The organism is Virgibacillus siamensis (assembly GCF_900162695.1).
Taxonomy (GTDB): domain Bacteria; phylum Bacillota; class Bacilli; order Bacillales; family Amphibacillaceae; genus Lentibacillus; species Lentibacillus siamensis_A.
The window spans coordinates 12367-37724 of the sequence record NZ_FUIH01000006.1 but is presented as its reverse complement, the minus strand read 5'-3'; the positions used below and the strand labels follow the sequence as shown (position 1 = coordinate 37724).

The following is a 25358-nucleotide window of genomic DNA, read 5'->3' as shown; positions in this document are numbered from 1 at the left end:
ACAACATCCCCGGGAAGTTAAGACCGCCGGGGATTTTTTATTGGAACATATCCCAGGGAGAAGCTTCAGGCGGATTCGATGTGAATTCCATCATTTCTTTTTTTGTTGGATGTTCAAATGCCAGCTTATGTGACCATAATGCAATCTGCTGGCCTTTTTTGTTAACATGCTGCCCGTATTTCTGGTCACCATATAATGGATGCCCTGATTCGGCAAGCTGCACACGAATCTGATGCGGGCGACCTGTTATCAGGTTAATCCTAAGCTGGCACAACGAATCTTTTTCCCCGATTACTTCATACTCCAGCAATGCTTTTTTCGCCTGTTTATGATTGGAACTGACGGCATATACTTTGTTTTCCCGGCGATCTTTATAAAGAAAATGCTCCAGACGTTTATTTTTCTCAGATAGAATACCGCGCACCACTGCCATATACGTTTTAGTGAATGCGTTTCGCCGAACGGCATCTGACAAACGGGATGCCGCTTTTGATGTCTTGGCAAAAACCATTACACCACCGACTGGACGGTCCAGCCGATGAACAAGTCCAAGATAAACGTTTCCCGGCTTCTGATAGCGTATTTTCAGGTCCTTTTTTAATAACGTGTGCATATCTTCATCACCACTTTGATCCCCCTGAACTGGAACATTAACCGGCTTTTCCACAACGAGCAAATGGTTATCTTCATATAAAATTGGTATGGACATGTAAAATCGAACTCCTTTTTCGGTAACTTTCCCTATCATAACATATCATTTTTATGTTAGTTCCATATACCCAGGTCTATTAACCTATTTATTTTTTCCTAGTTTTCCTTTAATCTAAATGTGACAATTTTTTGAAAGGGGTTACACTATGAATCGACCTAAAATGTGGAAAGTTATCTTCACATTCATGGCAATATTACTGCTTTTTACCCCGCTGGGTGGATATACTTCCAACGCAGCGTCAACAGCAGACAGCAGTATTGTCAATTTGCGGCTGATGGAGACAACAGATATCCATGTGCACTTGGCAAACTATAACTATTATCAGGACGAATCGACAAATGAATTCGGTCTGGCCATGACAGCAACGCGCATCAAAGAGGCCCGCGGCGAAGTTGAAAACAGTATGCTGTTTGATAATGGCGACCTGATCCAAGGAAATCCGCTTGGTGATTATGTAGCGCGAAACGGACTGGAAGAAGGGGAAGTACATCCTGTCTACAAGGCTATGAATCTATTAAATTATGACATGGCAAACATCGGAAACCATGAATTCAACTATGGTATTGATTATTTGAAAGAAGCAATTGATGATGCTAATTTCCCATATGTCAATGCGAACGTTTATTATGATGACGGGGACAATGACCCAACAAATGACAAGCCATTTTTTGAACCCTACAGAATCTTACATAAAGAGGTCACCGATACAAATGGCAACACGCAAACTGTTGATGTAGGGGTGATTGGTTTTGTTCCGCCGCAAATCATGCAGTGGGATCGCGCCAATCTGGAAGGAAAAGTAATTACAAAAGGTATTTATGAATCTGCACAAAAGTACGTTCCAATGATGAAAGAAGCAGGAGCCGACATTATTGTAGCGATTCCTCACTCCGGATTGGGATCGGTGGAATTACAGGAACGCGAAGAAAACGCGACCTATAATCTAACAGAAGTGGAAGGTATCGATGCGATTATGTTTGGACATGCCCATGAGGTATTTCCAGGTGATTCATTTGCTGGTATTCCAGGTGTGAATTTGGAAAACGGTACAATCAATGGGGTCCCTGCAGTTGAAGCGGGATACTGGGGCAACCATTTAGGCATAATTGACCTGAAGCTTGAAAAGAATGGTGAAGACTGGAATATAGTAGATTCCGGTGCTGAGGTGCGCTCGATCTATAATGAAGAAACTGGAGAAGCGCTGGTTGAACCGGATCAGGAAATCCTTGATGCGATTTCTGAAGATCATCAGGCAACATTGGAATATATCCGTTCCAAAGTCGGTGAAACAACTGCACCAATTTACAGCTATTTTGCACTTGTAAAAGATGATCCATCTGTGCAAATCGTTTCCAATGCACAAAAATGGTACACCAAAAAAGCTGTAGCCGGAACGTCATATGAAGACTTGCCGATATTGTCGGCAGCAGCACCGTTCAAGGCAGGCGGTCGAAGTGGTCCGGGTTATTACACGTATATTCCCGAAGGCCCAATTGCCATTAAAAATGTAGCGGATCTTTACGTGTATCCAAATACATTAAAGGTAGTTAAATTGAATGGAAAACAAGTCCGTCAATGGCTGGAAATGTCTGCTGGACAGTTCAATCACATTGATCCAAATGCTTCTGAGGCCCAGGCTTTGGTGGATACAGACTTTTCAACATACAACTTTGATGTAATTGACGGTCTCACGTATGAAATCGATGTGACTGAACCATCCCGCTATAGTAACGATGGCGAACTGGTAAATCCGGATGCACAGCGTATTGTGAACCTGCAATATAATGGTGAGCCGGTTGAGGACAGTCAGGAATTTCTTGTAGCAACAAACAATTATCGTGCCAGCGGCGGTGGAAACTTCCCAAATCTGGATGGCAGCCAAATTGTTCTGTCACCACAAATTCAGAACAGACAGGCAATCATTGAATACATTCAGGATAATGGCACTATTGACCCATCAGCGGATGGAAACTGGTCATTTGCAGCAATGGAAGGCGATCCGGAACTGACCTTCCAGTCATCCCCTGATGCACAACAATTCATTCAACAGGATGGAAATGTTTCCTATGTTGGTGAAGGCACAAATGGATTTGCCAAATTTGCTATTGATCTTTCCGCTGAAGAAACAGAGGAACCTGTAACCCTATCAGGACTTCAGGAAGATGTTGCAGCATTCGTTGCGGACGGTTCCGTTGAACATCCGTTAGCAGTTCAGCTCCAAAATAAGCTAAAACAAGCGGCACATCAGCTGGATAAGGGACATCAAAAGCAGGCTGTGAAAAAAGTGGAAGGGTTCCTGAAACACTTAAACAATAAAGCAATGGCTAAATTTATTACTGCCGAGGCAAAAGATGCACTGAACAGCAGTGCAAATGAGCTTCTTAACAATTGGAAAAAAGAATAATCTGTTAATCCCCCGCGGCGAAATACTGCGGGGGATTTTATAACATAAGGGTTGCCGTTACAAGGGAATGATCCGAGTAATTGTGCAAATCTCTTCCGTTTATGTTTATACCTGTTCTAACGCTTCCCTTATAGAGCCTGCTGTTATCTTCGAATGTGAGGTATTCCACAGCACCTTTTTATTTTTAATCAGAAAAATTTGCGGGGATTCATGTTTGATGTTTGTTTCATCAGCAATTTTATTAGAGACATTCCGGCTTTCAATTACTTTCACCATATAGCCATACAAATCACCTGAGGCGGATTCCAGAAACGATTGATATTCCTTGAATGCACCCGCACTGATTGGACAAGTTGTACTATGTTTGAATAATAATACAGGGTTTTCCATAGACTCCTGCCATATCTGTTCCAGTTCGTCTGTCGCCTGAAGCTCTTTTAATGCAGTCATAATTTCAGCCTCCTTTAATGAATTCGTATATTTTCATTGTAGTTGATTCAGGTAATTTTAACCAATCTAAAAAACGGACATCTATGTGATAGACATCCGTTTAATAAAAAGGTTACGCATTTACAGCTGTTTTTTCTCTTACAGTTTTTAAAGCGCCACTCCAAGCAATTACCTGATCGAGCATTCCATTGGCATTGTTTTCATGATACGCAGCCGGTTTAAACAAACTGAAGTTTTCAAAATCCGTCATAAGCGAGAAAGTGACTGCAGTCTGTACGTCTGCAACCTGCAATTCACCGAAAATAAGACGAAGGTTTTCATGTGCACGTGTTCCGCCAAGGCTGCCATATCCAACCAAGCCGGCAGCTTTATTGGCTACTTCAGGTTTCAAATAATCAAGTGCATTTTTTAAAGCACCACCTACTGCATGATTATATTCCGGCACAACGAAAATGTAGCCGTCGAATGACGCCATTTTTTCAGACCATGCCTGAATAGTAGACTCTGCTTCCTGCTGCTGTGATTCCGGTACCTCTGCACCAAGCATTGGCAGATTGTAGTCAGCCAAATCCACAAGTTCGTATGTTACCCCATCATCATTGCGGGCAGCGGCAAAATCGTTCATCCAATGGGCAACTGCCTCCCCGTTGCGTCCCTGACGTACACTTCCAAGAATAATCCCTATATTTAACATGTTGGTTCCTCCCATAATTAAGTTCTGTTAAAAAATTTAGTTTGAATTCAACATAGATAATCATAGCACAACCCTTTACTTATAACAAGTAAGTAAATTGATTTTATATAATTTACTTACTAAAAGTAATTAATTGTATTCTTTTTTGAATTCAATTGTGCTTCTTACTGTGTTAATCGGACGAACCATTTGTTCAATTTGCTCACGTTTCGGTTCAAGCATTGGCGGCAATGATAGTTTTTCGCCAAGTGTTTCATAGGGTTCATCCCCCATAAAGCCCGGGCCGTCTGTTGCAAATTCGAACAGAATCTGCGGTGCCACATTGACATACAATGACTCAAAGAAATGACGATTGACATATCCGGATGTTCTGAAGCCGAAGCTGTCCATCCGCTCAATCCACTCTTCCAGTACATCCCGATCTTCCACACGGAATGCTGAGTGGTGTACAGTTCCATAACCTTGTCGTGCCATAGGAAGAACTGGGTTGTATTCAACTACAACCTGTGCACCATTACCGCCTTCCCCAACTTCAAATAAATGGAAGGATCCTTCCTGATTAATTTCTTTAAACAGCAGCACTTTTTCCATCATTTCTTTAAAATAATCGAAATTGGCAACCCGGACATATATTGGGCCAAGACCGGTAATGGCGTATTCCAGTGGAATCGGCCCTTCTTGCCAAGGTGTGCCTGCAGCAACTCCTTCATTATTTTCATCAGAAATAAGCTGATAATTCTGGTCATCAAAATCTGTAAAGGAAAGTGTCTTTTTGCCGAATTGTTCTTTGATTCCCTTATGCTTTACTTCCAAACGGTCAAACCGCTTTACCCAGTACTCAAGTGCTTCATCAGATGGCACGCGGAATGATGTTTTGAAAATCTCATTGGTTCCGTGACTGCCTTTTGGTATACCCGGAAAATCAAAGAACGTCATATCCGTTCCCGCATTTCCCTTATCGTCTGCAAAAAACAGGTGGTACGTTTTAATATCATCCTGGTTCACGGTTTTCTTAACGAGCCGCATCCCCAGTACGTACGTGAAAAACTCATAATTTTTCTCTGCACTGCTGGTGATGGCAGTTACATGATGCATTCCTTTTATCCCGTTCATATTGTTCCCTCCATTTATTAAAGTGTTTCCTTATTTTTATCTTGAATTCAAAATAAATAATACCGCTAAATTTCTATGATGTCAATAAATCTGTATTTGAATATTTGGTTGAATTAAAACATGAAAAAACACGCCCGAAGCTGTTGAGAGCCTCGAACGTGTTTTTGTTACTTGCGGTCCGGGTCTTCCGGATGCAATGCAGTCGGCCGCCTGTTCTTTAACGGCATCGGTGACCGCAGCACAACATCACGCATGGAGCGGAATGAAAATGGAATAAACGGCCACAAATATGGGACATTAAGTGAATTCAGACGACTCAGTGCCACAACCCAAAGCACAATGCCAATTACAAATCCGTACATACCGAAAATTGCTGTTACAATGAGCAAAAACAGCCGGTACAATCGATTTGCCAGCGCAAATTCATACGATGGTGTCGCAAATGTTCCAATTGCCACCAGAGAAATATATAAAATAACCTCATTCGTAAATATCCCGACGGCAACCGCAATCTGTCCAATAATGACTGCTGATACCAGACCAATTGCCGTTGCCATCGCAGTCGGTGTATGAATGGTGGCCATTCGCAGCATATCCATCCCGAGTTCAACGAGAATGAGCTGCAGAATGAGTGGAACCACAATTGATTCCTTTGGTCCAATAAACGACAGCGCAGCCGGCAAAAATTCCTGATGCTGTGCAAAGAAAAACCAAAGTGGCGTTAAAAAGATGGACATTAATACAGCAAAAAACCGGACAAACCTGAAATAGGCCCCTACAACCGGCCGCTGTCGATATTCCTCAGCATGCTGAAGATGATGCCAAAAAGTTGCAGGTGTAATCATCACGCTTGGCGATCCATCGACCATGACAAGCACATGCCCTTCATACAGATGAACAGCTGCCGTATCCGGTCGCTCAGTAAATCTTACTGTCGGGTACGGGTTCCAGCCTCTTCCAACAAGGAATTCCTCCAATGTTTTATCTGCCATCGGGAGCCCGTCTGTATCGATGTCCTCAAGAGAAGTTTTTATTTGTTTTACTGTTTCCGGATCAGCAATATCCTTAATGTAAGAAATACAAATATCGGTTTGGGAACGCCGTCCAATAGACATATACTCCATTCTTAGCGATGGATCACGGACACGTCTTCTCGTTAATGCGGTATTAAAGACAATCGTTTCCACAAATCCATCGCGCGGTCCCCGTGTTACCCGCTCCAAATCAGGTTCGGATGGGCTCCTGACGGGATATGTACGCGCATCAATAATGATAACCTCATCGAGTCCATCAACAACAAGTGCTGTAGCCCCGCTTAACACCCAAAAAACTGTTTTATCCAAATCATCTTCCTTGGAAATCTCTATGTATGGAAGATATGTTTTCATTAATTTTATCAGCGGTTCCGGTTCCAACTGTTCCGGCTCCAAATCCGCCAGCAGCTTCATAAGAAAATGGAGGATTTTATCTTTGGCAAATCCATCAATCAAAAACATACCCATATCTTTGCCGGCATAGTGCAAATCAAGGTGAATCGCATCAAAACTTTCACCAATACCGAGCTCTTTTTTCATGTAATCAATGTTATCCTGAAAATCATCAAAAACAGGTTGTTTGGATCGTTTATAGCCTTCGTAGCCCATACTTTACCCTCCTCCATACCATTCTTTTCCAATGTGGAGGCAGGGTATACCCCTTCTAAACAGATTATTTTATTTTTTTGCCCATAATCAGCTGTAAATTAGTTTCGAAGAGTACAGGTGCATCCCGTTTTATAACTTTCCAGCCTTTCTTCTCATAAAGGCTGATGGCAGGTGCATTCTTCATGCCGGTTGTTAGAACTGTAGTGCTATTCGGCAAATCTTCCATCAATTTATCATGAAGCTTGCCACCGATACCGTTTCTTCTTGCTGCTGGAGCCACAGCCAGTTCAACAAACTCGAAGCAATCTGCCAGCCATTCCTCTGTTTGTTCTTTACTTAGCTGCCCTTCGAGTTTCCTCCGGTAAAATTGACCCGGCGTACTTTCATATCCATAGGAAAAACCAACCAATTTCCCCGCTTTATCCAATGCTTTAACACCGTAAAACCCCGGATAAGTCACGTGTTTTTGGATAGTTTCCATGACCTGATTATAATCATCAGTGGTATAGTCCGGACCTATAAACACGGAACAGTTAAGCTTTACCATTTCTTCCATCTGATCGTTTCCATCAAATATACTAATTTCAAACATATCCCCACATCCTAATAAATTCGATTCAAGTTATTGTTTATTATGGTGTAAACACCATCACCTTCTGCATCAACATACTCATTATTCCGGAAATACACACCTGTCCTCTCATCAATCCCCAAATTTATCCGACTTGGAAAGTAGCGCACAGCCTCCTTTAAATGAGACCCATCCTTCCATTGACTGAAATGAACCGACAAAATAACATCCGAAATCAAGCCGAGTCCCGGTCTATGTTGGAGTTTTCCATCCGGATTATCATTCGGTGAAATAATGCACGGATTTGAGCTAATCAAAGCACCCGCAGAAAAACCTGCAACCGGAACACTTTTTTCATAACAGTTTCTAATTGCCCAGGCAATTCTCGTATCCACAATATAATCAGCATATAAATTGGTATCACCGCCGCCTATGACAATCCCTGCGCTTCGTTCTACAGATTTACAAATTTCCGCAGATGATGTGGAAAAGAGCGGCAAATATTTAAATTCGTCTGCCCCAGCATCCATCAGAGCCTGTGTAAACACTGGCATATAGTCTTTCCAGTCCATCCCTTCCCGTTCGATGAATAAAATCGAAATCGGACCATCCGGGGAAACTTCCGTAAACCTTTTTGCCATTGCCGGTGTAAAAGGCGGTCCGCTTCCGAATAAAAATAAATGTTTATCCATTCGGCAATCACTCCCTTATGTTACATAACTTCATAAAGTTATAGCATTAGGATCCCCCTTCTGTAACCATTAATCTTATTTAACCATAACAGGTATAAAGTGCAAAGGATTGCCTTTTTTCAAGGAAGTGGGCAATTGTCCATACATAATTGTTATTTCGGCATAAAATAAGGTAATGAACAAAGCTTGATGTTTTGGGGTGAGAATTAATGAATGATAGTGTTTCTCACGATTTACTTTTAATAGTAGCTACCATCCTTTTCATTGTATTGGCTTTAGGTATTGGTACGGCACAAACACAGAATCAAGGGGGCGGACAAAGTGGGGAAGAAGAAGCTCAACAACAGCAGCAACAGCAACAATAATACTTCATTAAATTTAGACGATCTTAATCTAAGTCCACAGAAAATCGCTATCATTGCTGCCCTGATGACAGATGTTCTGCAAACAAACTCCGTAACAGTTGACAAAGAACAGACTGTCTTCGTTGAACTGACTGGATCCTTGCGAAGGAAAACCCGGGCTGACCAAATGGTTGAAGAAATGAAAGGGATGTCTTTTGGAGAAATCCTGGAAGCCTTAACTAGATAAACAGAAGGATTATTTGGAAAACCTAATGATAACCGAATAATCCTTCTGTTCGTACACAAGGTCCGCTTGGATTCGACTATCGGATTTATTTATATATCTCATATTCAGCCGGTTTCTATCGCTGAAAAAAAATTCCCATGAATACCTTGTGTTTTAATGTACTCATGGGAAAAATTATTTTCCCTCAGAACGGTTATCCTTGGATAATCAAGCATAAATGTGAAACAAAAATTCCTGTCCGTTTTTAAATGGCTCTTTAGCAAACTGATATCCGTGCTTAACTGCTTCTTCAGGAATGTTTCGGAAGGATGACGGACAATCTGTAATAATTTGCAATAGCTGTCCTTTTTTCATTTCTTTCAGCGTATCCAGTGTATAGATAACCGGATAGGGACAGGATTCACCCCTTAGATCCAGTGTGTAATCCGCCTGTACCTCTATTGACATGCGCTTCCCCTCCAATTTTATATTCGTATTTCTTATGATAATTGTTTTCCCGCAGAACCACAATCATATAAGCGACTGCAAGCATGATCAAGGTTGCTGTAATAGCACCGACAGGACCGATGGCAGATATAAGATTAATTTCCGAACCGCTGGCAACAAGCACTTTATAAATGCCAAGATGGTCCCACGCAAACGCAAGAAACGTTGCACCGATGATATTACCTGCAAAGACTGTTACATATAAAACTTGCCCCTCCATTAAACGATACATCATGCCTGTTTCACAGCTGGAAGCCAATACAATTCCCAGTCCGAAGAGTACACCACCTACAAATGTGCTCGGCGCAGCAATTTGTGTAATAGGCGGCATACCGTAGATGGCAATCACTATAATTGTCATCACAGAACTGAGCGCCATTCCGATGATAATTGCTTTAGCCATGACACCCCTTGCCATAATCCATAAATCACGAAATGCAGAGGTGAAACAAATTTGCCCCCGTTCAATTAAGATACCAAAGAATGCTCCAAACAAGGCGCCAAACCCAAGTAACGTCTGCCCCTTCGCAAATAATAGCACAATAACAGCCGCATACAGGACAGCAATAATACCACCAACATAGGCCTGCTTTTGTTTCGTTTTCTGCACACTTGGTTTACCGCCGCCTTTAATCAGGGCTGGTTTGCCTTTCCACCAGCGGGTTTGCACAATCTTGGATCCGACAAAAGTGCCAACACCGGTAGCGATGACAAAAATCCATGAATGTAACGAAAACTGTGGTACCCCGGTAAAAAAAGCAGCAAGATTACAGCCTAGAGCCAGGCGTGCCCCAAAGCCAGCTAAAACACCACCGGCAAGTCCCTGTATGTAACGGCGTTTTTGACGCGGAATACGAAATTTAAAATTGTTGCTCAACAGGATCATAATCAATGCACCGATGAACATGCCCCAAATCATCCATCCGCCTGGACGTGTTAATGTATTTCCGTCCATATGAATCATTTCAAAATAAGTCCACCCGGAAATATCCACTCCAAAAAGCTGCAGAAACTCACCCCCCAGTCGCGTAAACTCGCCTGTTACAGCCCATACCGCTCCTGTAAGGCCGAAATACAATGCGCTCAAGGCACCTGCCAGTATAAGCGCAACATATGGGTTCCAGTAATTCTGAAATGTTCTTGTTAAGATACCTTTCATATTTTAATAGCTCCTTTTAAATAGATACATGGATTTATTTTATCTGATTTTAAAGGATTTGACGAATCCGTTTTTAACGAGTTCACCATGAAAACCCCCTTTAGACAAAAAATCCAAAGAGGGTGAACGATTGTGCTTTAATTTGTGTTGCTTTAAATAAAGAACGAGATATCTATAATTTATTTATAAGGTTACGGGTGGCTTATTTTCCACATTTCGGGAATCGTTACGAATTCATACCCTTCTTTTCTCAACCGCGGAATAATTTTCTCCAACGCCTGCACTGTGCCGGATAAGTCCAGCGTCCAATTACCCGCACTGTGCATAAGCGTAATCGCCCCTGGATGGGCATAGTTCATGACATTATTGATAATTTTTTTAGTAGGAAGCTCTTTCCAATCATTTGTATCAATTGACCACCCAATACCTTTATAACCCATATCTCCAATTTTTTTGACGAGTTTGTCATTTAAAGCGCCATAGGGTGCCCTAAATAAAGATGTGTGATGTCCAGTCGCGCGTTCGATTTCTTTCGTCGTTCTTTTAATTTCCCATTTCATATTATCTATACCGGTCTTTGTCAATTGCGGATGCCAATATGTGTGATTTCCAATCGCATGGCCTTCTTCTACAATACGTTTCGCGACATCAGGGTATTTCTTTACACGGGATCCCAACAAGAAAAAGGTTGCTTTAACATGATATTTTTTTAAAACATCCAGTACCTTTGGTGTATATCGCGCATCCGGACCATCGTCAAAGGTTAGGGCGATGACCTTTTTCGGAACTTCACCCTGATATAGCATAATGTTGGGATACTTGGTCTGCAAAGGATAATCAGCAACTTTAGCTTCTATCACTCCAGGTAAGGCAAATTGGATAAGGATCAAAGCAGCAAAAAAAGATGCGTAGCGCTTCATGAAAAAAGACTCCTTCTAAAAAACAGTGAAGTCTTAGTTTGCATCATCAACTAAGTGATTATGCCCCCCAAATATGATACTTATTGTGCAAGGATTTATTAATTCGGTCGATTACTGTACTACATCATAGATACACTATGTGTAAAAATAATGGTTCATAGAGTAGATGAGCTAGCAATCACTTAACTAAATAAGATCTTGAAATTTTTGTTCTCCAAACAGGACACGCATGACAACAACTCGCTTTTCTTCTTCTCCAACTAAATAAAACGCGATATAATTCTCAATGACGAGCTTTCGGTAACCTTTACCCTTTAAAATTTCATCCGTTACAAAACTACAGGAAAAAGGGAATTCTTTTATTCTCATGACACGCTTTTCTATCTTATTCAGAAGGTTATCTGCTGCACCTTCATTATAAATTTCATCAGTGATGTAGCTATAAACCTCATCCAAATCTTCAAATGCTTTTGGTGCAATCTTAATTGTATTTATCCTCTGTCATATTTTTTCTTTAGATCCTTAAAGACCTTTTCTCCATCTAAAAGTTCATCCCCGCTTTTAATTTGGGCCTCCGCTTGAGCTAATTTTTCATACAGCTCCAGCTTAGCTATAAAATTCTCGTAGGCTTCCATGCTCATGACAACCATATCCCCATCCATTTTTCGTGATGAATAATGGTTCCTTTAATTGGTGACACAGTTCGGAGATTTCCGTGGTATTCTTCAAATCTTTTATTGGGCGGATTTCAGGCATAATATCATCCCCTCATTTCATTATTATGCCTTAATTTATATCATTATTATGTACATTCATCAATTAAGTTTACGCTTCCCACAAGCCCAAATTCATTAAAATCCCCGCAAATATCACCCTTTACAAAATCCAATATAGGATATTTGTTAAGACGATTATGCACCAAAATGAACCGATTGCGGAAGATTTTCTTTTACTTCGGAAGCTAAGACAGATAGATATAACTTAGAGATCATTGTTCGCCGAAAAAGAAACAAATGTTCTATTTTTTATTGACTCTACTCAAAAAAATAGTTATAATAAAAACAACTTCACAGGGAATGTATGTTCCCGTGTAACTAATTGACCCCCTTTAATTTTGATCACCTTTACCCTTGTAAAGGTGATTTCTTTTTAGGTGTGAGTCTGTTTCCAATCTTGGCTTAACCCATACTCCATCAACACTATTTACCGCAACCACTAAGCCTTATTAAGAAAAAAGTCTTTCTGGAATAAGAATATAACTTATAATGTTTTTTCCATTTTTATATTTGTTTCCATATACCCTAATTTCTCATATAGCCCTTTTGCCACTTTATTGTGGCCAAATACGTGAAGCCCTATCTTTTTTAATCCTAAATTTTCTGCTATAAATTCAACTTCCTTCATCGCAAGTGTTCCATAACCTTTACTTTGGTTGCCTTCCCAAATGTTAAGATCATAAATAAACCCTTTTTCACTTGTTTTGTGTGCAAGCCAAATCATACCAACCTCTTGTTCCCCGTCACGAATTATAAATAAATGGTTGTTTTCAGTTTTTTCTCCATCAGGTAATAACTTATTATATTCCTCTGTTGCTTTATTAATTGCCCCTTGTTGCTTCCAATTACCAGCCTTAATTTGTTCTTCTGCAAAATTTTTAATTGCATAACTTAAATATTGCTGGAATTCAACTGTGTTCATTTTTTCCAATCTGACAGTCATCCTTTTTCCTCCTTTTAAAGAAGCTTAGTTCCTCAACAAATTGTCCCTATTGCGGTATATTCTATATTACACTTAACATAAGAAACCCCTTTGGACAAATTACATCCAAAGGGGTAAAACTTTTTTATAAACGATCGAACTTTTTCAAAACGGTTAGAGCTTTATTTAAAATCCACATTAAAATCCGCAGAAATAACCTCTTTATTCAACGGTAACACTTTTTGCCAGATTTCTTGGCTTATCAACGTCGCAGTCACGGTGTAAGGCTGCATAATATGCAAGCAGCTGCATTGGTACAACACTTACAAGCGGCGTCAGCAGATCATGTACGTGTGGCACGACGAATGCATCAGTATCCAGTTCGATGCCGCGCATGCTGATGACCATCGCATTCGCGCCGCGTGCTTCCACTTCCTGCACATTGCTGCGGATTCCATAATTCACATTTGACTGGGTTGCCAGCGCAATAACCGGTGTACCGTCCTCAATTAATGCAATGGTACCGTGTTTTAATTCACCGCCGGCAAAACCTTCAGCTTGAATATAAGAGATTTCCTTCAGTTTCAAAGCACCTTCCAGGCAAACAAAGTAATCTGCACTTCTGCCGATAAAGAATGCATTGCGGGAAACAGACAAGTAATTACGTGCCAGCTCCTCAATTGTTTCTTTCTGATCGGTTAGTACTTCCATAGCATTTGCAACAATTGCAAGTTCCTGCAATGGATCAAAATCAAGTTCGATTCCTTTCGCTCTTGCTGAATCCACTGCCAAAATTGCTAAAACAGCAATTTGCGCTGTATATGCCTTTGTTGATGCAACGGCGATTTCCGGCCCTGCATACAAGTTTAAGGTGTAATTTGCTTCACGAGAAAGGGTGGAACCCGGCACATTGGTAATCGTCAGTGCCGGATGTCCCAATTCCTTTATTTTTACTAAGACGGCACGGCTGTCTGCGGTTTCTCCACTTTGTGAAATGAAAATAAACAATGGTTTCTCAGACAGCAGCGGCATATTATATGAAAATTCGCTTGCGACATGGACTTCAACCGGAATTTCAGCCATTTTTTCAATGAACTGTTTTCCGACTAATCCTGCATGGTAGCTGGTACCTGCAGCAATGATATAGATGCGGTCACACGCCTTCATCGCTTTGCGTACATGTTCATCAAGCTTAAGATTATTGTACTCATCCTGATATTCCTGAATGATTCTACGCATTACAAACGGCTGCTCATCTATTTCCTTCAGCATAAAGTGTGGATACGTACCTTTTTCTGTATCACTTACATCGATTTGTGCAGTAAATGGCTTACGTTCAACGACTACACCATCAAGCTTCTGAACCTCAACAAAATTACGATTTACCAGAACAACCTCCTGGTCAAAAATCTCCAAGTACTGATCTGTTTCCCTTAATGTTGCCATTGCATCACTTGCAATAACATTAAATCCTTTGCCAAGGCCAATCAGCAGCGGACTTTTATTCTTTGCAACATAAATGGTTTCACAGTATTCACTGTCGATAAGACCAATCGCATAAGATCCTTTTAAAAGGCTGACCGTTTTACGGAATGCTTCAGCTGTATCCTGGTATTTCTCATAATTTTTTTCCACCAGCTGTACAATGACTTCTGTATCGGTTTCGCTGGCAAAAACGGTTTCTCCCAAAAATTCTTTCTTCAAATCCTGATAGTTTTCAATAACACCATTATGGACAAGCGTAAACCTGCCTGATGTGCTTTGGTGCGGGTGCGCATTTTCAGCACTGGGTGCTCCGTGGGTCGCCCAACGTGTATGCCCGATCCCCATTGTGGACGAGACATTCTGATCCACTTTATCCCGCAACGCTGCAATTCGGCCATTTACTTTAAATAAATTCATTCCGTTGTCATTTAGCATTGCAATTCCGGCAGAGTCATAACCGCGGTATTCCAATTTTTCAAGTCCATTCAAAAGTATTTCTCTAGTATCATTTTGTCCGATATATCCTACAATTCCACACATATCGTTGTTCCTCCTTGTCAAAGGGGCAACAATCGACCTTCCATTCTGTTTGTATGGGGCGTATTGCTGCCCCTTTCCCGTGATTGTATTATCTGTGTTTGATCCTGCTCCATTCCGTTGTACAACAAGTCGCCTCGCTGTTTTAGAAATGTAAGCATTTCGATTGGGATGTGCAATCGGGAGGTACCCGCCGAATAACTCGAATGTCCTCCTCCTCGTCAACTATTCCATTTTTCCGGTCAGGAATAGTTCAGGCGCTTTTGTTCTGTAACGAAAAGTCCCACCTTTCTCTGTTTGAATAATTGTACGCTCATGCAAAAAAGCGTACACCACATTTTAACCGACAAAGTTATTAAGGTCAATCTTTTTTTAGGAAGGGTCACTATTATGTGTATGAAGCCTTCTGGCAGGTCGTGCTTATGAAAAATACTGAAAGTTTTAGGATCAATTGCAGATAATAACAGTACACTCATTTTATCGGAGGTATTACCATGACAAATGATTTCTGTCCGGTCAGATGGCCGGAAATTCCAACCCCATGTAAACAAATTGATTGTCAGGAATGCGGACTATATGAGCATGGTTCGCGAATGGTTTGGGGGGAGGGAAATCCTGATGCCCGGATTATGGTTATTCTCGATAATCCCGGACTGCGTGAAGACAAGGAAGGGAATCCATTTGTGTGCGGAACAAGGCAGGCATTGCAGCAGGCTGCACACCATGTAGGGCTTGGAAGTGAGGACATTTATGTGACTTATATTTTAAAACGAAAGCCGACACGTGCATATGATAAAGAAAACGTGCGTAAAATTTGCATGCGTCATTTGGATGAACAATTTGGTATAACACAACCTGGTCATGTTCTTTGTTTGGGAAATGTTGCCGTACATTCTTTTTTCCAGGACACTGATGCTGAAGTAAAAACGTTGCGTCAGCAATTACACCATGTGCGGGGATATCCAACAACAGTGGCCTATCATCCGCTTGCCGTCAGAAGACGTCCCAACCTATGGGCAAAATTTACGGAGGACTGGGAGTTTTTGGCGAAATGCCGGCATCAAAACCTTCAATGACCATGCCTAACCCGGTAAGTTTTTTATCACTGCTTGCAAAAAAAGCCCACTTCTTATTTCAGAAGCGAGCTTTCCTTCCTATATTCTAAGTGTGCCCCAGCATCTACACCAGGCTGTGCTCCTGCTCAAGCAGTTTTCCGTCTTTGATTAATAATACGCGGTCACATAAATCAAGTACACGTTCATCGTGTGTAACCATGATTCCGGCTTTACCACGCTCATGAACTTCTTCCGCGAGCATTTCCACTACTTCCCGGCCACGCTGCGAATCAAGACTTGCAGTTGGTTCGTCCGCTAATATCAGTTTCGGATCATTGATCAACGATCGGGCAATCGCGACACGCTGCCGCTCCCCGCCGGATAATTCATTCGGAAAGTTCCGCACACGATGCCCCAATCCGAAGTGGGCCAGTAAATCTTCTTCTTTCTCGTAACGCTTTTTATTTTTAGCGAGTATATTAACGACCCGGAGTTGATCGGTAACATTTAAATACGGAATCAGGTTTGCCGACTGAAATACGAATCCAATTTTCTCAAGCCGGATCCTTGTTTTCTTTTTTGCTGACAGATTTTCGATTGTTTCCCCGTCAATCAGAACAGTGCCGCTTGTTGGCGTTAACAGCGCGCCTGCTGTAGATAAAAACGTGCTTTTCCCTGATCCGGACGGGCCGATGACTGCGACAAATTCCCCTTCTTTTACTTCAAGTGAGACACTATCCAATGCACTGAATTCATTTGGGCCATCACGATATACCTTTGAAACATTTGTCATCTTCAATGTCATTGTGCTCCCCCCTCAATCGCTTCTTTTGGATCTATTTTAACCACCTGTGACAGTGAAATCAGTGAACCTATTACAGAAACCGCCAGCAGCAAAACAGCCGACTGCAGGATTCGGTCTGAACTCAGTACAAATGGCATGTCTTCAGGCAATAATGCTCCAACACCAACCGTCATAGCAGCTGCTGCCCCGATACACACAACAGAAAGAATGACCACCTGCCCCAGCAGACTTCGCATTAAATAAGACGTTTTTGCCCCCAATGCTTTCAATACACCAAACTGGGCCTTTTTCTGCAATGTAATCACATAGAAAAACACTGCCAGAACAAATGCTGCAATAACATACAGGAAGATGATCATCATGTTCAAGGACGCCTGCTCCTGCGAATAACTTGGCAAGCCTGCTAATACTTCATCCTTTGTCAGAACATCATATTTCTGTTCCAATTGCTGATCCGCATTTGCGTTTCCTTGTATCGCGACTGCATTAATATGATCCGACTTATTTTCCATGTAAATAACCGATGTGTGACTGTACCGCTGATTTGACACAAACCCGGAAACAGTATATTCATGTTTCATTCCATTAAAGGTGATTTGATCTCCAATGGAAATCCCTTCATTTTTCAGCTGATCATCTGCCAGCACTTCATTCGAATCACTCGGCATTTGTCCCTCTGTTACAGTTGGAACAATACCGCCATCCAGATTGGTCATAAACAAAGTTGCATCAGTGGTTTTATCGCTGCCTTTTTCTGTTATGGCTCCCATTTTTATGGCCAGTGATTCTGTCTTTTGGACACCTTCAGCCGATGAAATGTCATCTGTAATTGATTTTGAAAGTGATGATTGTGTCAGCTGGTTCTCTACGCCTTCTTCGATAACCAGATAATCCGTATCCATCGTAATAATTGCAGAGGCATTATCATATGAAAGTCCTTTGGCAAGACCGGATATAATAAAAATCAGCCCAGCAACCAAAATCATTATCACCCCAATCAGTATATAACGAAATTTAGCATGCATTAATTCCCGTATTGCTAAAAACATAAAAATCGTCCACTCCTTTCATAACAACATCTTTAGTATAGATGTTGAATATGAACAGAGAATGAACGATTCATTACGCTTTCGGAAGTGTTACAACAAAAGTGGTACCATGGTCAGGTTCACTTTCAACCATAATAGTGCCGTTATGCAGTTCGATTATTTTTTTCACAATGGATAGGCCAAGTCCTGTACTATTTTCGGTCCTTGTTCTCGCTTTATCAACCTTATAAAAACGATCAAAAAGATGGGGGATGTCTTTTTTAGCAATGCCAATCCCATTGTCATCCACCATTACATCAATTGCCTCCTGGCGCTCTTCAGCGTATATCCTTACTGTTCCACCGGATGCTGTATATCGGATTGCATTGGTCAGTAAATTCATCCACACCTGATGCAGCAATTTTGAATTGCCATGTATCCAATATGGGGCGTCTTCCAATTCAACGGTGATTCCTCTTTCAACCCAAAGCCATTGGGCAGCGGATACCACTTCTTTCAATTGTTCCCCCAGCTGGATGGATGTCGTTTCCCGTTCATCCATTTCATTGTCCAGAAACGATAGGGTCAACAGCTGCTTACCAAGCTGCGACAATCGTCTGCTTTCATTTTCAATGATTGTTAAATAATGTTTACGCTCTTCCTCCGTCATCTCCTCTTCTCTTAACAACTGGGAAAAACCTTGAATGGACGAAAGGGGCGACTGAATTTCATGGGAAACATTTGATACAAATTCCTGCCTTTTTTCTTCCGTCTGCTGCAGGTTATCACTCATTTTCGTAAAATCGCTGGCCAGCCTGCCAATTTCATCGCGACGATTTACATTCAATTTCACATGGTAGTTCCCTGCTGCGATTTTCCTTGTGGCATCTGTCAACCGTTCCACCGGTTTAACAATAAACCTTGTGCTGATTAAAATAAGCAAGAAACTAAACAAAAGAACAAGCACAAGCAGCACCGCAAGAAACATTCGCATTTCCCCGAACTGTTGCGTTGTATAAGGTCTTACAAATAACGCATACTCGGATCCATTCGCATTAATCGGTATGCCAATGGTATTTTTCAGCTTATTGTCAAAAAAACCGGTCACAAAAGGTTTCCACGGATAATTGGCAATTCCGTGATAGATGTGACCATCAAACACTTGCTGAATGACTGATTCCGGCAATTCAGTCGAATCAAATGAATCTCCAAAAGTCTCTGTTTGGCCATCTTTATGCACCAAATAAAATTTATAACCGAGGTCCGTTATGTCTGTCAGAAAACGATCTAACGGCTGCCCATTGTTATGGCTGTATATGGAGACGATGTCATGTGCAATCCGGGTTATCTTTTCATCATTTTTAGGTTTCAGAAACTGTTGATAATACAGATTGGTAACAGCAAATGCAATGATCGCACTGGCAATCATGATTACCATAGTAATGACAATAATTCGCACATATAATGTCCGCATCAGCTGTTTCCCCCATTGTTTCCGGGTATTTCCAATTTATATCCTTTTCCGCGGACCGTTTCAATGGTAAAGTCTTCCTTGCTGTCTGCAAACCGCTCCCTGAGCCGCTTCACATGAACATCAACAGTGCGGTCAATACCAATAAAATCATTTCCCCAAACATGTTCAATAAGCTGTTCCCTCGTAAAGATACGCCTTGGATAACTTGCCAGCTGTGCCAACAATTCAAACTCTTTTAAGGGTAGTATAATCAGCCTGCCATTCGAATTGACTTCATAATTGTTCCGATTGATGACAGTATTCCCGAGCCTGATTTCCGCCTCATTCGCCATTTGAAAGCGTCTAAGCAGTGCTTTAATCCGAAACAGCACTTCTTTTGGTTCAAACGGTTTTACGACGTAATCATCCGTTCCGGCCGTGTATCCTTTTTCCTTATCTGTAAGTTCCCCTTTTGCGGTCAGCATAATGACCGGAATATCATATGTACTGCGGATTTCTGCACACAATTCATAGCCATCGACATTCGGCATCATAATATCAACAATTGCCAGGTGTACATTTTTTGTTTCCAGTACATCCAGTGCCTCCTGTCCATCTATTGCCTCAAGTGCTTCATACCCTTCCTTTTGCAAATAAAAGCGAAGCAGTTCCCGGATATGCGGATCATCATCTGCAATTAAGATCGAAAACATAGCCTCAATTCCTCCTTTTACACGGGTACCTTGTTAAATGCACATAAAAGCCTGTACAGGAATGAAAGTGCACAGATTCTAACCGGCTGATAAACGCAGCTTGTAGGTGGGCATTGGTTCGCACGTTTGAACGGCACTTCGCACGATTGACTGAACAAACCCTCAGGATTTCGGCCTTATTATTCAAAAAATCGCTCTCGAAACCGAGAGCAATTTTAAAGGCCGTTATTCTTTCATGCCTAGCAGGTTTTCAATAACCGCTGCAACTTGATTCGTGTATTTTTCACAGGCCTCTTTCGTTGGTGCTTCCACCATTACCCGCACAAGCGGCTCCGTGCCGGATGGCCGTACAAGGACACGGCCTTCACCGTTCATCTCCGCTTCAACTGCATCAATTTCTTCCTGAATCTTAGGGTTCGACATGGCATTTTTCTTATCGGTTACTTTTACGTTTTTCAGAACCTGCGGATAGATCTCCATCTCATTGGCCAGTTCAGAAAGTGTCTTTCCGGTTTCCTTCATAACATTCACAAGCTGAATTGCTGTCAGCATACCGTCGCCGGTTGTTGTATGATCAAGAAAAATTATATGCCCGGACTGTTCGCCGCCAAGGTTATAGCCGCCGTTCAGCATTTCCTCCAGGACGTAGCGGTCACCGACTTTTGTCTTGTCACTTCGCATCCCGTGTTCTTCAAGCGCTTTGTAAAATCCGATATTGCTCATGACCGTTGAAACGACTGTATCATGGCGAAGCACACCTTTTTCATTCATAAACTTGCCGCAGATGTACATGATCTTATCACCATCGACAAGGTTTCCTTTTTCATCAACAGCAATCAGACGGTCGCCATCTCCATCAAAAGCAAGTCCAACCTCAGCACCTTTTTCAACAACGAAAGCCTGCAGTGACTCAGGATGTGTTGAACCATATCCGTCATTAATATTCAGACCATCCGGCGATGACCCGATAGAGTGGATATCGGCTTCCAAATCAGCAAACAGGTGTGTGGCAAGACTCGATGTTGCACCGTGTGCGCAATCCAAGGCAATTACCATATCTTCAAAATCATTATCAACCGTTTCTTTCAGGAATGAGAGATACTTTTGACCACCTTCAAAATAATCATTGATAACCCCAATATCTGCACCTGTTGGACGTGGCAGGTCATCTTCGCCATCCATCAGCTGTTCAATTTCGTCTTCCTGCGCATCTGTCAGTTTAAAGCCATCCGGTCCAAAAAATTTAATCCCATTATCTTCAACAGGGTTGTGGGAGGCAGAAATCATGATTCCAGCTTCTGCACTGGTCGCTTTCGTTAAATAAGCTACGCCAGGTGTTGAAATGACACCAAGACGCATCACTTCAGCACCAATAGAAAGCAGCCCCGCTACCAATGCACCTTCCAGCATATGACCGGAAACCCGGGTGTCACGTCCGATTAAGATTTTTGGCTTTGAAACACCTTTTGTCAATGAATAACCGCCAAAACGACCTAACTTATATGCTAATTCAGGTGTCAATTCAGTATTGGCAACTCCTCTGACACCGTCTGTTCCAAAATAATTTCCCATGCTGTTTCTCTCCTTTTTCCATTTACCCTCTTCATGTGGGTAAAACGCATCTCTCGCGCTTATGATACCTTCCTGTTCACGTATCAGGTAATTTCAATTGTTACCTGTTTATATTCTCCGGTCAAATCTACGTTTTCCGGCCCTTCCAACGACACCGGAAGCACATGCTCACCTTCTTCCAGTCCGCTTGCATCAACAGTGGCGGCTATATCCTCTGCAGAAGTTGCACTAACATCTTTTTGTTTTCCGCTAACGGTAACTTCCATTGACTGGGATTCCGGCTGTACAAATGATACTTCCTGTCCATCCTGAAGGTTCTCCACTTCAATCGGAACGTCCTCCAATGTCTTCTTCTGTTCCAATTCAACCTTCACTTCAACTTTTTTGCTGTTTTTTACATGCACCCCGTCCGGAAGAGCCAATCCAACTTCCACTGTCCCGGATTCATTTAAATCAGATAGATCAATATCTTCCGTTGGGACCTCTTCAATTCCTTTTAATACATCACTTGTCCCATATAATTTTACCTTGTCCACATTAGCAGATACAGAGGACATTGTATAGCCTTCCGGAAGCTCACCGGTTGTTGACACCGAGACCGGCACAGACTTACTCGGGTTGTGTACATCTACTGAAACCGCCACACTCTCCGGCTCCATTTGGACATTTAGTTCATTGCCCCGTGCATCATAGACATTAACGGGGACCTCCCTGTTGTCAATTGGCTCCTTCAATCCCGCAACATCGACAAATACTTTCACAATAGCAATTTGATCGATGATTTCCTTGGAGCTGGTAATGGTCACTGTGCTTGGTTCAACAGTGCTTTGACCAAGTTCATACCCTTGCGGCAGCTTATCGGTATTGATAAAGTCAGTTGTAACCGTAAACTGTTTGGATGCACGCTCTTCAATCGTAACCTCAACCGTTTTCGGTTCAATATAGACTTTTAATTCCCTCGGCACATTTGCATGTTTTAATTCAACTGTATGTGTACCTTCATCCAGTCCTTCCAGATTGACATAGATATCGAAGTTTTTCTGTCTGGCCGTTGCCTTCAGCGTACTTTCTGAACCTTCCAGCGTTACAGATACTGTTTGAGGCACACCGCCGACAACATATTTCTCCTGATCGATCCGGATATTAACAGGCATATTTTCAATCGTTGCCACTTCCTCATTGCCACTTGGAAAAATGCGCGATTCATTGCTATCGTATTTATCAATCTCCACTTGAACGAAGACATATAACAAAACAGCAAAAACGAGTGACACACCACGAACGAACCAACGGCTTTTAAACCAATTATCCATTCTTCTTCCCCCTCCGATTTCGTGACTTGGATTCAGGGGTTTTAAGTGAAGGTGACAGATTTCCGCGCAGAAATTCACGTAATGCTTCCTGGTCCAATTCCCGCATCAATTCACCGTTTTTGGTACAAGAGATATTGCCGGTTTCCTCCGACACGACGATTGTCAGGGCATCTGTTACTTCACTGATTCCCATGGCAGCCCTATGCCTTGTACCCAGTTCTTTGGAAATAAAAGGACTCTCCGATAAAGGCAAATAACAGGCAGCTGCCATAATCTCCTCATCTTTAATAATGACCGCCCCGTCATGAAGCGGGGTGTTTGGTGTGAAAATATTAGTGAGAAGCTGATGCGTAAGTTTCCCGTTGATTGGAATGCCTGTCTCAGCATAATCACCAATGCCCGTCTCACGTTCCAATGAAATCAGCGCACCAATCCTACGCTTTGCCATATATGTACACGACTGGATAATCGCCTCAATTTTTTGTTCTAATATTTCTTCCTCAGATCTGGAGCCTCTTGAGAAAATGTTTCCCCTGCCCAGCTGTTCCAGTGCACGTCGCAATTCAGGCTGAAACAGGATCACAATGAATACAAATCCCCACGTTATTGCCTGATTGGTTATGTATTGCACCGTTTGCAGTTCAAACACCCTGCTAAGCACCCATACAACAAGTACCACAATAATACCTTTTAAAAGCTGTATCGCTTTAGTGCCCCTGATCAACATGATTAATTTATATAAAACATACCAGACGAGAGCTATATCTACGCCGATTCGCAACAGGTTTAAAAAAGTAAATCCCCCATCAAGCATGTTCACACTTCCTTTTGTACATTAGTCTTCTTCCCATCGATTTTTAATAACCACTCTTTATTATATCATATTACTTAACCAGTATTGAAATGAAAAAAAGCCCGGCATTTGCCAGACTTTTATCGTCTATTCAAAATGATTTACTCATCCATTGAAAATACACTTTCAACCATATCCTTCGTGTGATACCATATCCATTCAAAAATCTGATCCACCTGCTTTAGTTCACCATTTACCTCGCCAACAGATGCCATCAGACCGGTCCCCTCTATTTGCTTATCAATCAGTTCTCCATTGATGATTGTGACATTACCATCAACCGTCCCCTCAATCCGGAGATCGCCGTTTTTAACAAGCAAGTCACCCGAAACCGTAACCCCTTCAGGTACAATTACCGTATCACCCTGAACGACCAGATTTTCCTGTTTGGATACAACCAGTGCACTATCCTGATTCCAGGCAGAAAAAATACCACTAAACATAAAAATGAAAAAGATCGCTGCCGATGTCAGAATTGGATGAGTCTTAAACCAGCGCTTATAGCGTACACGCTTTCGTTCAACAGGCAAATTTTCCATGACCCCTTCTGTGAAATCAGAAGGTGCTGTAATCCGTTCTGTGCTTTGGACAAGTGTAATCGCGCGCTTCAATTCATGAAAATGCTTTTGGCACTGTTCACAATTCTCCAGATGGTGCCGTAACTTGTCTTCTTCCTCTTGTAATATATCATTATCCAAGTATTTATGCATTAGCTCTATTGCTTCATTGCTGCAATTCAAGTTGATCACACTCCTTTACACATGGCGAAGCTTTTTGCGTAATGCCTCGCGCCCCCGATGAATTCGGGTTTTTACGGTACCAAGAGGAATGTCCATAATCTCACTGATCTCTTTCAGTGAGAAATCTTCCAGGTAACGCAAAATGATGATGCCGCGATATTTAGTCGGAAGAGATGCTATCTCACGGTGAATATATTGTTGCAATTCCATACTTTCAGCTTCTTCATCGGGCAAACGATTGTCCGCGGCAAGCTGTGAATACATATTCAGCCCTTCTGTTCCGGTTATCTCCGCATCCAGATAATAGTCAGGTTTTCGTTTTCGTATCCGGTCAATCGTCAAATTGGTAGCAATTCGATACAGCCAGGTTGAAAACTTCCGATTCACGTCAAACGAATGAATGTTTACAAATGCTCTGATAAATGCTTCCTGTGCTATATCTTCAGCCTCGTGACGATTCCCCAGCATACGGTAGCAATGCTGAAATATTTTGTGCTGATAAAACGAGACTATACCTTCAAAAGCAGCCTGATCTCCCTTTTTAACCTTTTTAATTTTCTCTTTAATTAATGATTCCATTTATCTGTACCTCCGCCAGATATGCGGTAATACGCATACGAATAAACCCTGCTAAAGGTTTCAAAAACTTTTTTCTGCTTTGAAGTTGTTTA

The 25358-nt window shown here is 41.8% G+C and carries 27 protein-coding genes; 4 read left to right on the top strand and 23 right to left on the bottom strand.

What is annotated here, in order from left to right:
• Positions 1–37: 37 nt before the first annotated feature.
• Complete coding sequence (locus B1K71_RS01075; protein WP_077324178.1) at positions 38–709, bottom strand: RluA family pseudouridine synthase; 672 nt, start codon at positions 707–709, stop codon at positions 38–40.
• Between the two features lie 148 nt (positions 710–857).
• On the opposite strand from B1K71_RS01075, the gene B1K71_RS01070 reads away from it, so the two are divergent.
• Positions 858–3116 carry a bifunctional 2',3'-cyclic-nucleotide 2'-phosphodiesterase/3'-nucleotidase gene (locus tag B1K71_RS01070; RefSeq protein ID WP_077324177.1) on the top strand — a complete coding sequence of 753 codons (2259 nt, stop codon included), beginning with the start codon at positions 858–860 and terminating at the stop codon, positions 3114–3116.
• A gap of 105 nt (positions 3117–3221) precedes the next feature.
• Here B1K71_RS01070 and ytxJ read toward each other — a convergent pair whose 3' ends face one another.
• The 6 genes from ytxJ to B1K71_RS01040 all read right to left on the bottom strand — a co-directional run bounded on the left by ytxJ (position 3222) and on the right by B1K71_RS01040 (position 8279).
• Positions 3222–3566, bottom strand: coding sequence for a bacillithiol system redox-active protein YtxJ (gene ytxJ / locus B1K71_RS01065; RefSeq protein ID WP_077324176.1), 345 nt, complete (start codon positions 3564–3566; stop codon positions 3222–3224).
• 112 nt (positions 3567–3678) lie between these two features.
• On the bottom strand, positions 3679–4260 hold the full coding sequence (locus tag B1K71_RS01060) for an NADPH-dependent FMN reductase (protein ID WP_077324175.1): 582 nt from the start codon (positions 4258–4260) through the stop codon (positions 3679–3681).
• 129 nt (positions 4261–4389) lie between these two features.
• Positions 4390–5373 (bottom strand): ring-cleaving dioxygenase, encoded by a 984-nt coding sequence (locus tag B1K71_RS01055; protein ID WP_077324174.1) that lies wholly within the window; start codon positions 5371–5373, stop codon positions 4390–4392.
• A 167-nt stretch (positions 5374–5540) separates the two neighbouring features.
• A complete protein-coding gene (locus B1K71_RS01050; RefSeq protein ID WP_077324173.1) occupies positions 5541–7016 on the bottom strand; it encodes a spore germination protein in 1476 nt (491 codons plus the stop codon).
• A gap of 64 nt (positions 7017–7080) precedes the next feature.
• Positions 7081–7608 carry a GNAT family N-acetyltransferase gene (locus tag B1K71_RS01045; RefSeq protein ID WP_077324172.1) on the bottom strand — a complete coding sequence of 176 codons (528 nt, stop codon included), beginning with the start codon at positions 7606–7608 and terminating at the stop codon, positions 7081–7083.
• Between the two features lie 11 nt (positions 7609–7619).
• The gene (locus B1K71_RS01040) at positions 7620–8279 is read right to left on the bottom strand and encodes a Type 1 glutamine amidotransferase-like domain-containing protein (protein ID WP_077324171.1); all 660 of its coding nucleotides are present in this window, start codon (positions 8277–8279) and stop codon (positions 7620–7622) included.
• A gap of 209 nt (positions 8280–8488) precedes the next feature.
• On the opposite strand from B1K71_RS01040, the gene B1K71_RS19740 reads away from it, so the two are divergent.
• Together B1K71_RS19740 and B1K71_RS01035 are read left to right on the top strand one after the other, a co-directional pair.
• Entirely contained in the window at positions 8489–8644 is a 156-nt protein-coding gene (locus B1K71_RS19740; RefSeq protein ID WP_175631791.1) for a hypothetical protein, read from the top strand.
• Positions 8601–8870, top strand: a complete 270-nt coding sequence (locus B1K71_RS01035; RefSeq protein WP_077324170.1) for a hypothetical protein — start codon at positions 8601–8603, stop codon at positions 8868–8870. Before B1K71_RS19740 ends, B1K71_RS01035 begins: the two co-directional genes overlap by 44 nt.
• Positions 8871–9077: 207 nt before the next feature.
• On the opposite strand, the gene yedF is transcribed toward B1K71_RS01035, so the two are convergent.
• The 7 genes from yedF to glmS all read right to left on the bottom strand — a co-directional run bounded on the left by yedF (position 9078) and on the right by glmS (position 15158).
• A complete protein-coding gene (gene yedF, locus B1K71_RS01030; protein WP_077324169.1) occupies positions 9078–9317 on the bottom strand; it encodes a sulfurtransferase-like selenium metabolism protein YedF in 240 nt (79 codons plus the stop codon).
• Positions 9271–10515 (bottom strand): selenium metabolism membrane protein YedE/FdhT, encoded by a 1245-nt coding sequence (yedE, locus tag B1K71_RS01025; RefSeq protein WP_077324168.1) that lies wholly within the window; start codon positions 10513–10515, stop codon positions 9271–9273. Before yedE ends, yedF begins: the two co-directional genes overlap by 47 nt.
• 191 nt (positions 10516–10706) lie before the next feature.
• Positions 10707–11435: a polysaccharide deacetylase family protein gene (locus B1K71_RS01020; protein ID WP_077324167.1), complete on the bottom strand. Its 729-nt coding sequence runs from the start codon at positions 11433–11435 to the stop codon at positions 10707–10709.
• Positions 11436–11621: 186 nt separating this feature from the next.
• Positions 11622–11915 carry a type II toxin-antitoxin system RelE/ParE family toxin gene (locus B1K71_RS01015; protein WP_281250310.1) on the bottom strand — a complete coding sequence of 98 codons (294 nt, stop codon included), beginning with the start codon at positions 11913–11915 and terminating at the stop codon, positions 11622–11624.
• 11 nt (positions 11916–11926) lie between these two features.
• Complete coding sequence (locus tag B1K71_RS20080) at positions 11927–12076, bottom strand: hypothetical protein (RefSeq protein WP_245799117.1); 150 nt, start codon at positions 12074–12076, stop codon at positions 11927–11929.
• A gap of 619 nt (positions 12077–12695) precedes the next feature.
• Positions 12696–13154, bottom strand: coding sequence for a GNAT family N-acetyltransferase (locus B1K71_RS01005; RefSeq protein ID WP_077324165.1), 459 nt, complete (start codon positions 13152–13154; stop codon positions 12696–12698).
• Between the two features lie 201 nt (positions 13155–13355).
• Complete coding sequence (glmS, locus tag B1K71_RS01000) at positions 13356–15158, bottom strand: glutamine--fructose-6-phosphate transaminase (isomerizing) (RefSeq protein WP_077324164.1); 1803 nt, start codon at positions 15156–15158, stop codon at positions 13356–13358.
• 491 nt (positions 15159–15649) lie between these two features.
• Here glmS and B1K71_RS00995 point away from each other — a divergent pair, with 491 nt between their 5' ends.
• Positions 15650–16231 (top strand): uracil-DNA glycosylase, encoded by a 582-nt coding sequence (locus tag B1K71_RS00995; protein ID WP_077324163.1) that lies wholly within the window; start codon positions 15650–15652, stop codon positions 16229–16231.
• 103 nt (positions 16232–16334) lie between these two features.
• Here the strand turns inward: B1K71_RS00995 and B1K71_RS00990 are convergent, their stop codons facing one another.
• The 9 genes from B1K71_RS00990 to sigW all read right to left on the bottom strand — a co-directional run bounded on the left by B1K71_RS00990 (position 16335) and on the right by sigW (position 25266).
• Positions 16335–17015: an ABC transporter ATP-binding protein gene (locus tag B1K71_RS00990; RefSeq protein ID WP_077324162.1), complete on the bottom strand. Its 681-nt coding sequence runs from the start codon at positions 17013–17015 to the stop codon at positions 16335–16337.
• Positions 17012–18064, bottom strand: coding sequence for an ABC transporter permease (locus tag B1K71_RS00985; protein WP_077324161.1), 1053 nt, complete (start codon positions 18062–18064; stop codon positions 17012–17014). The genes B1K71_RS00990 and B1K71_RS00985 overlap by 4 nt, the downstream gene beginning before the upstream one ends.
• A 73-nt stretch (positions 18065–18137) precedes the next feature.
• Positions 18138–19517: a sensor histidine kinase gene (locus B1K71_RS00980; RefSeq protein ID WP_077324160.1), complete on the bottom strand. Its 1380-nt coding sequence runs from the start codon at positions 19515–19517 to the stop codon at positions 18138–18140.
• Complete coding sequence (locus B1K71_RS00975) at positions 19517–20209, bottom strand: response regulator transcription factor (RefSeq protein ID WP_077324159.1); 693 nt, start codon at positions 20207–20209, stop codon at positions 19517–19519. Before B1K71_RS00975 ends, B1K71_RS00980 begins: the two co-directional genes overlap by 1 nt.
• 225 nt (positions 20210–20434) lie before the next feature.
• Positions 20435–21781, bottom strand: coding sequence for a phosphoglucosamine mutase (gene glmM, locus B1K71_RS00970; protein WP_077324158.1), 1347 nt, complete (start codon positions 21779–21781; stop codon positions 20435–20437).
• 83 nt (positions 21782–21864) lie between these two features.
• Positions 21865–23094: a CdaR family protein gene (locus B1K71_RS00965; RefSeq protein ID WP_077324157.1), complete on the bottom strand. Its 1230-nt coding sequence runs from the start codon at positions 23092–23094 to the stop codon at positions 21865–21867.
• On the bottom strand, positions 23087–23908 hold the full coding sequence (gene cdaA, locus B1K71_RS00960) for a diadenylate cyclase CdaA (protein WP_077324156.1): 822 nt from the start codon (positions 23906–23908) through the stop codon (positions 23087–23089). Before cdaA ends, B1K71_RS00965 begins: the two co-directional genes overlap by 8 nt.
• A gap of 140 nt (positions 23909–24048) precedes the next feature.
• Positions 24049–24687 (bottom strand): zf-HC2 domain-containing protein, encoded by a 639-nt coding sequence (locus B1K71_RS00955; RefSeq protein WP_077324155.1) that lies wholly within the window; start codon positions 24685–24687, stop codon positions 24049–24051.
• A 15-nt stretch (positions 24688–24702) separates the two neighbouring features.
• Positions 24703–25266: an RNA polymerase sigma factor SigW gene (gene sigW, locus B1K71_RS00950; RefSeq protein WP_077324154.1), complete on the bottom strand. Its 564-nt coding sequence runs from the start codon at positions 25264–25266 to the stop codon at positions 24703–24705.
• Positions 25267–25358 lie beyond the last annotated feature (92 nt).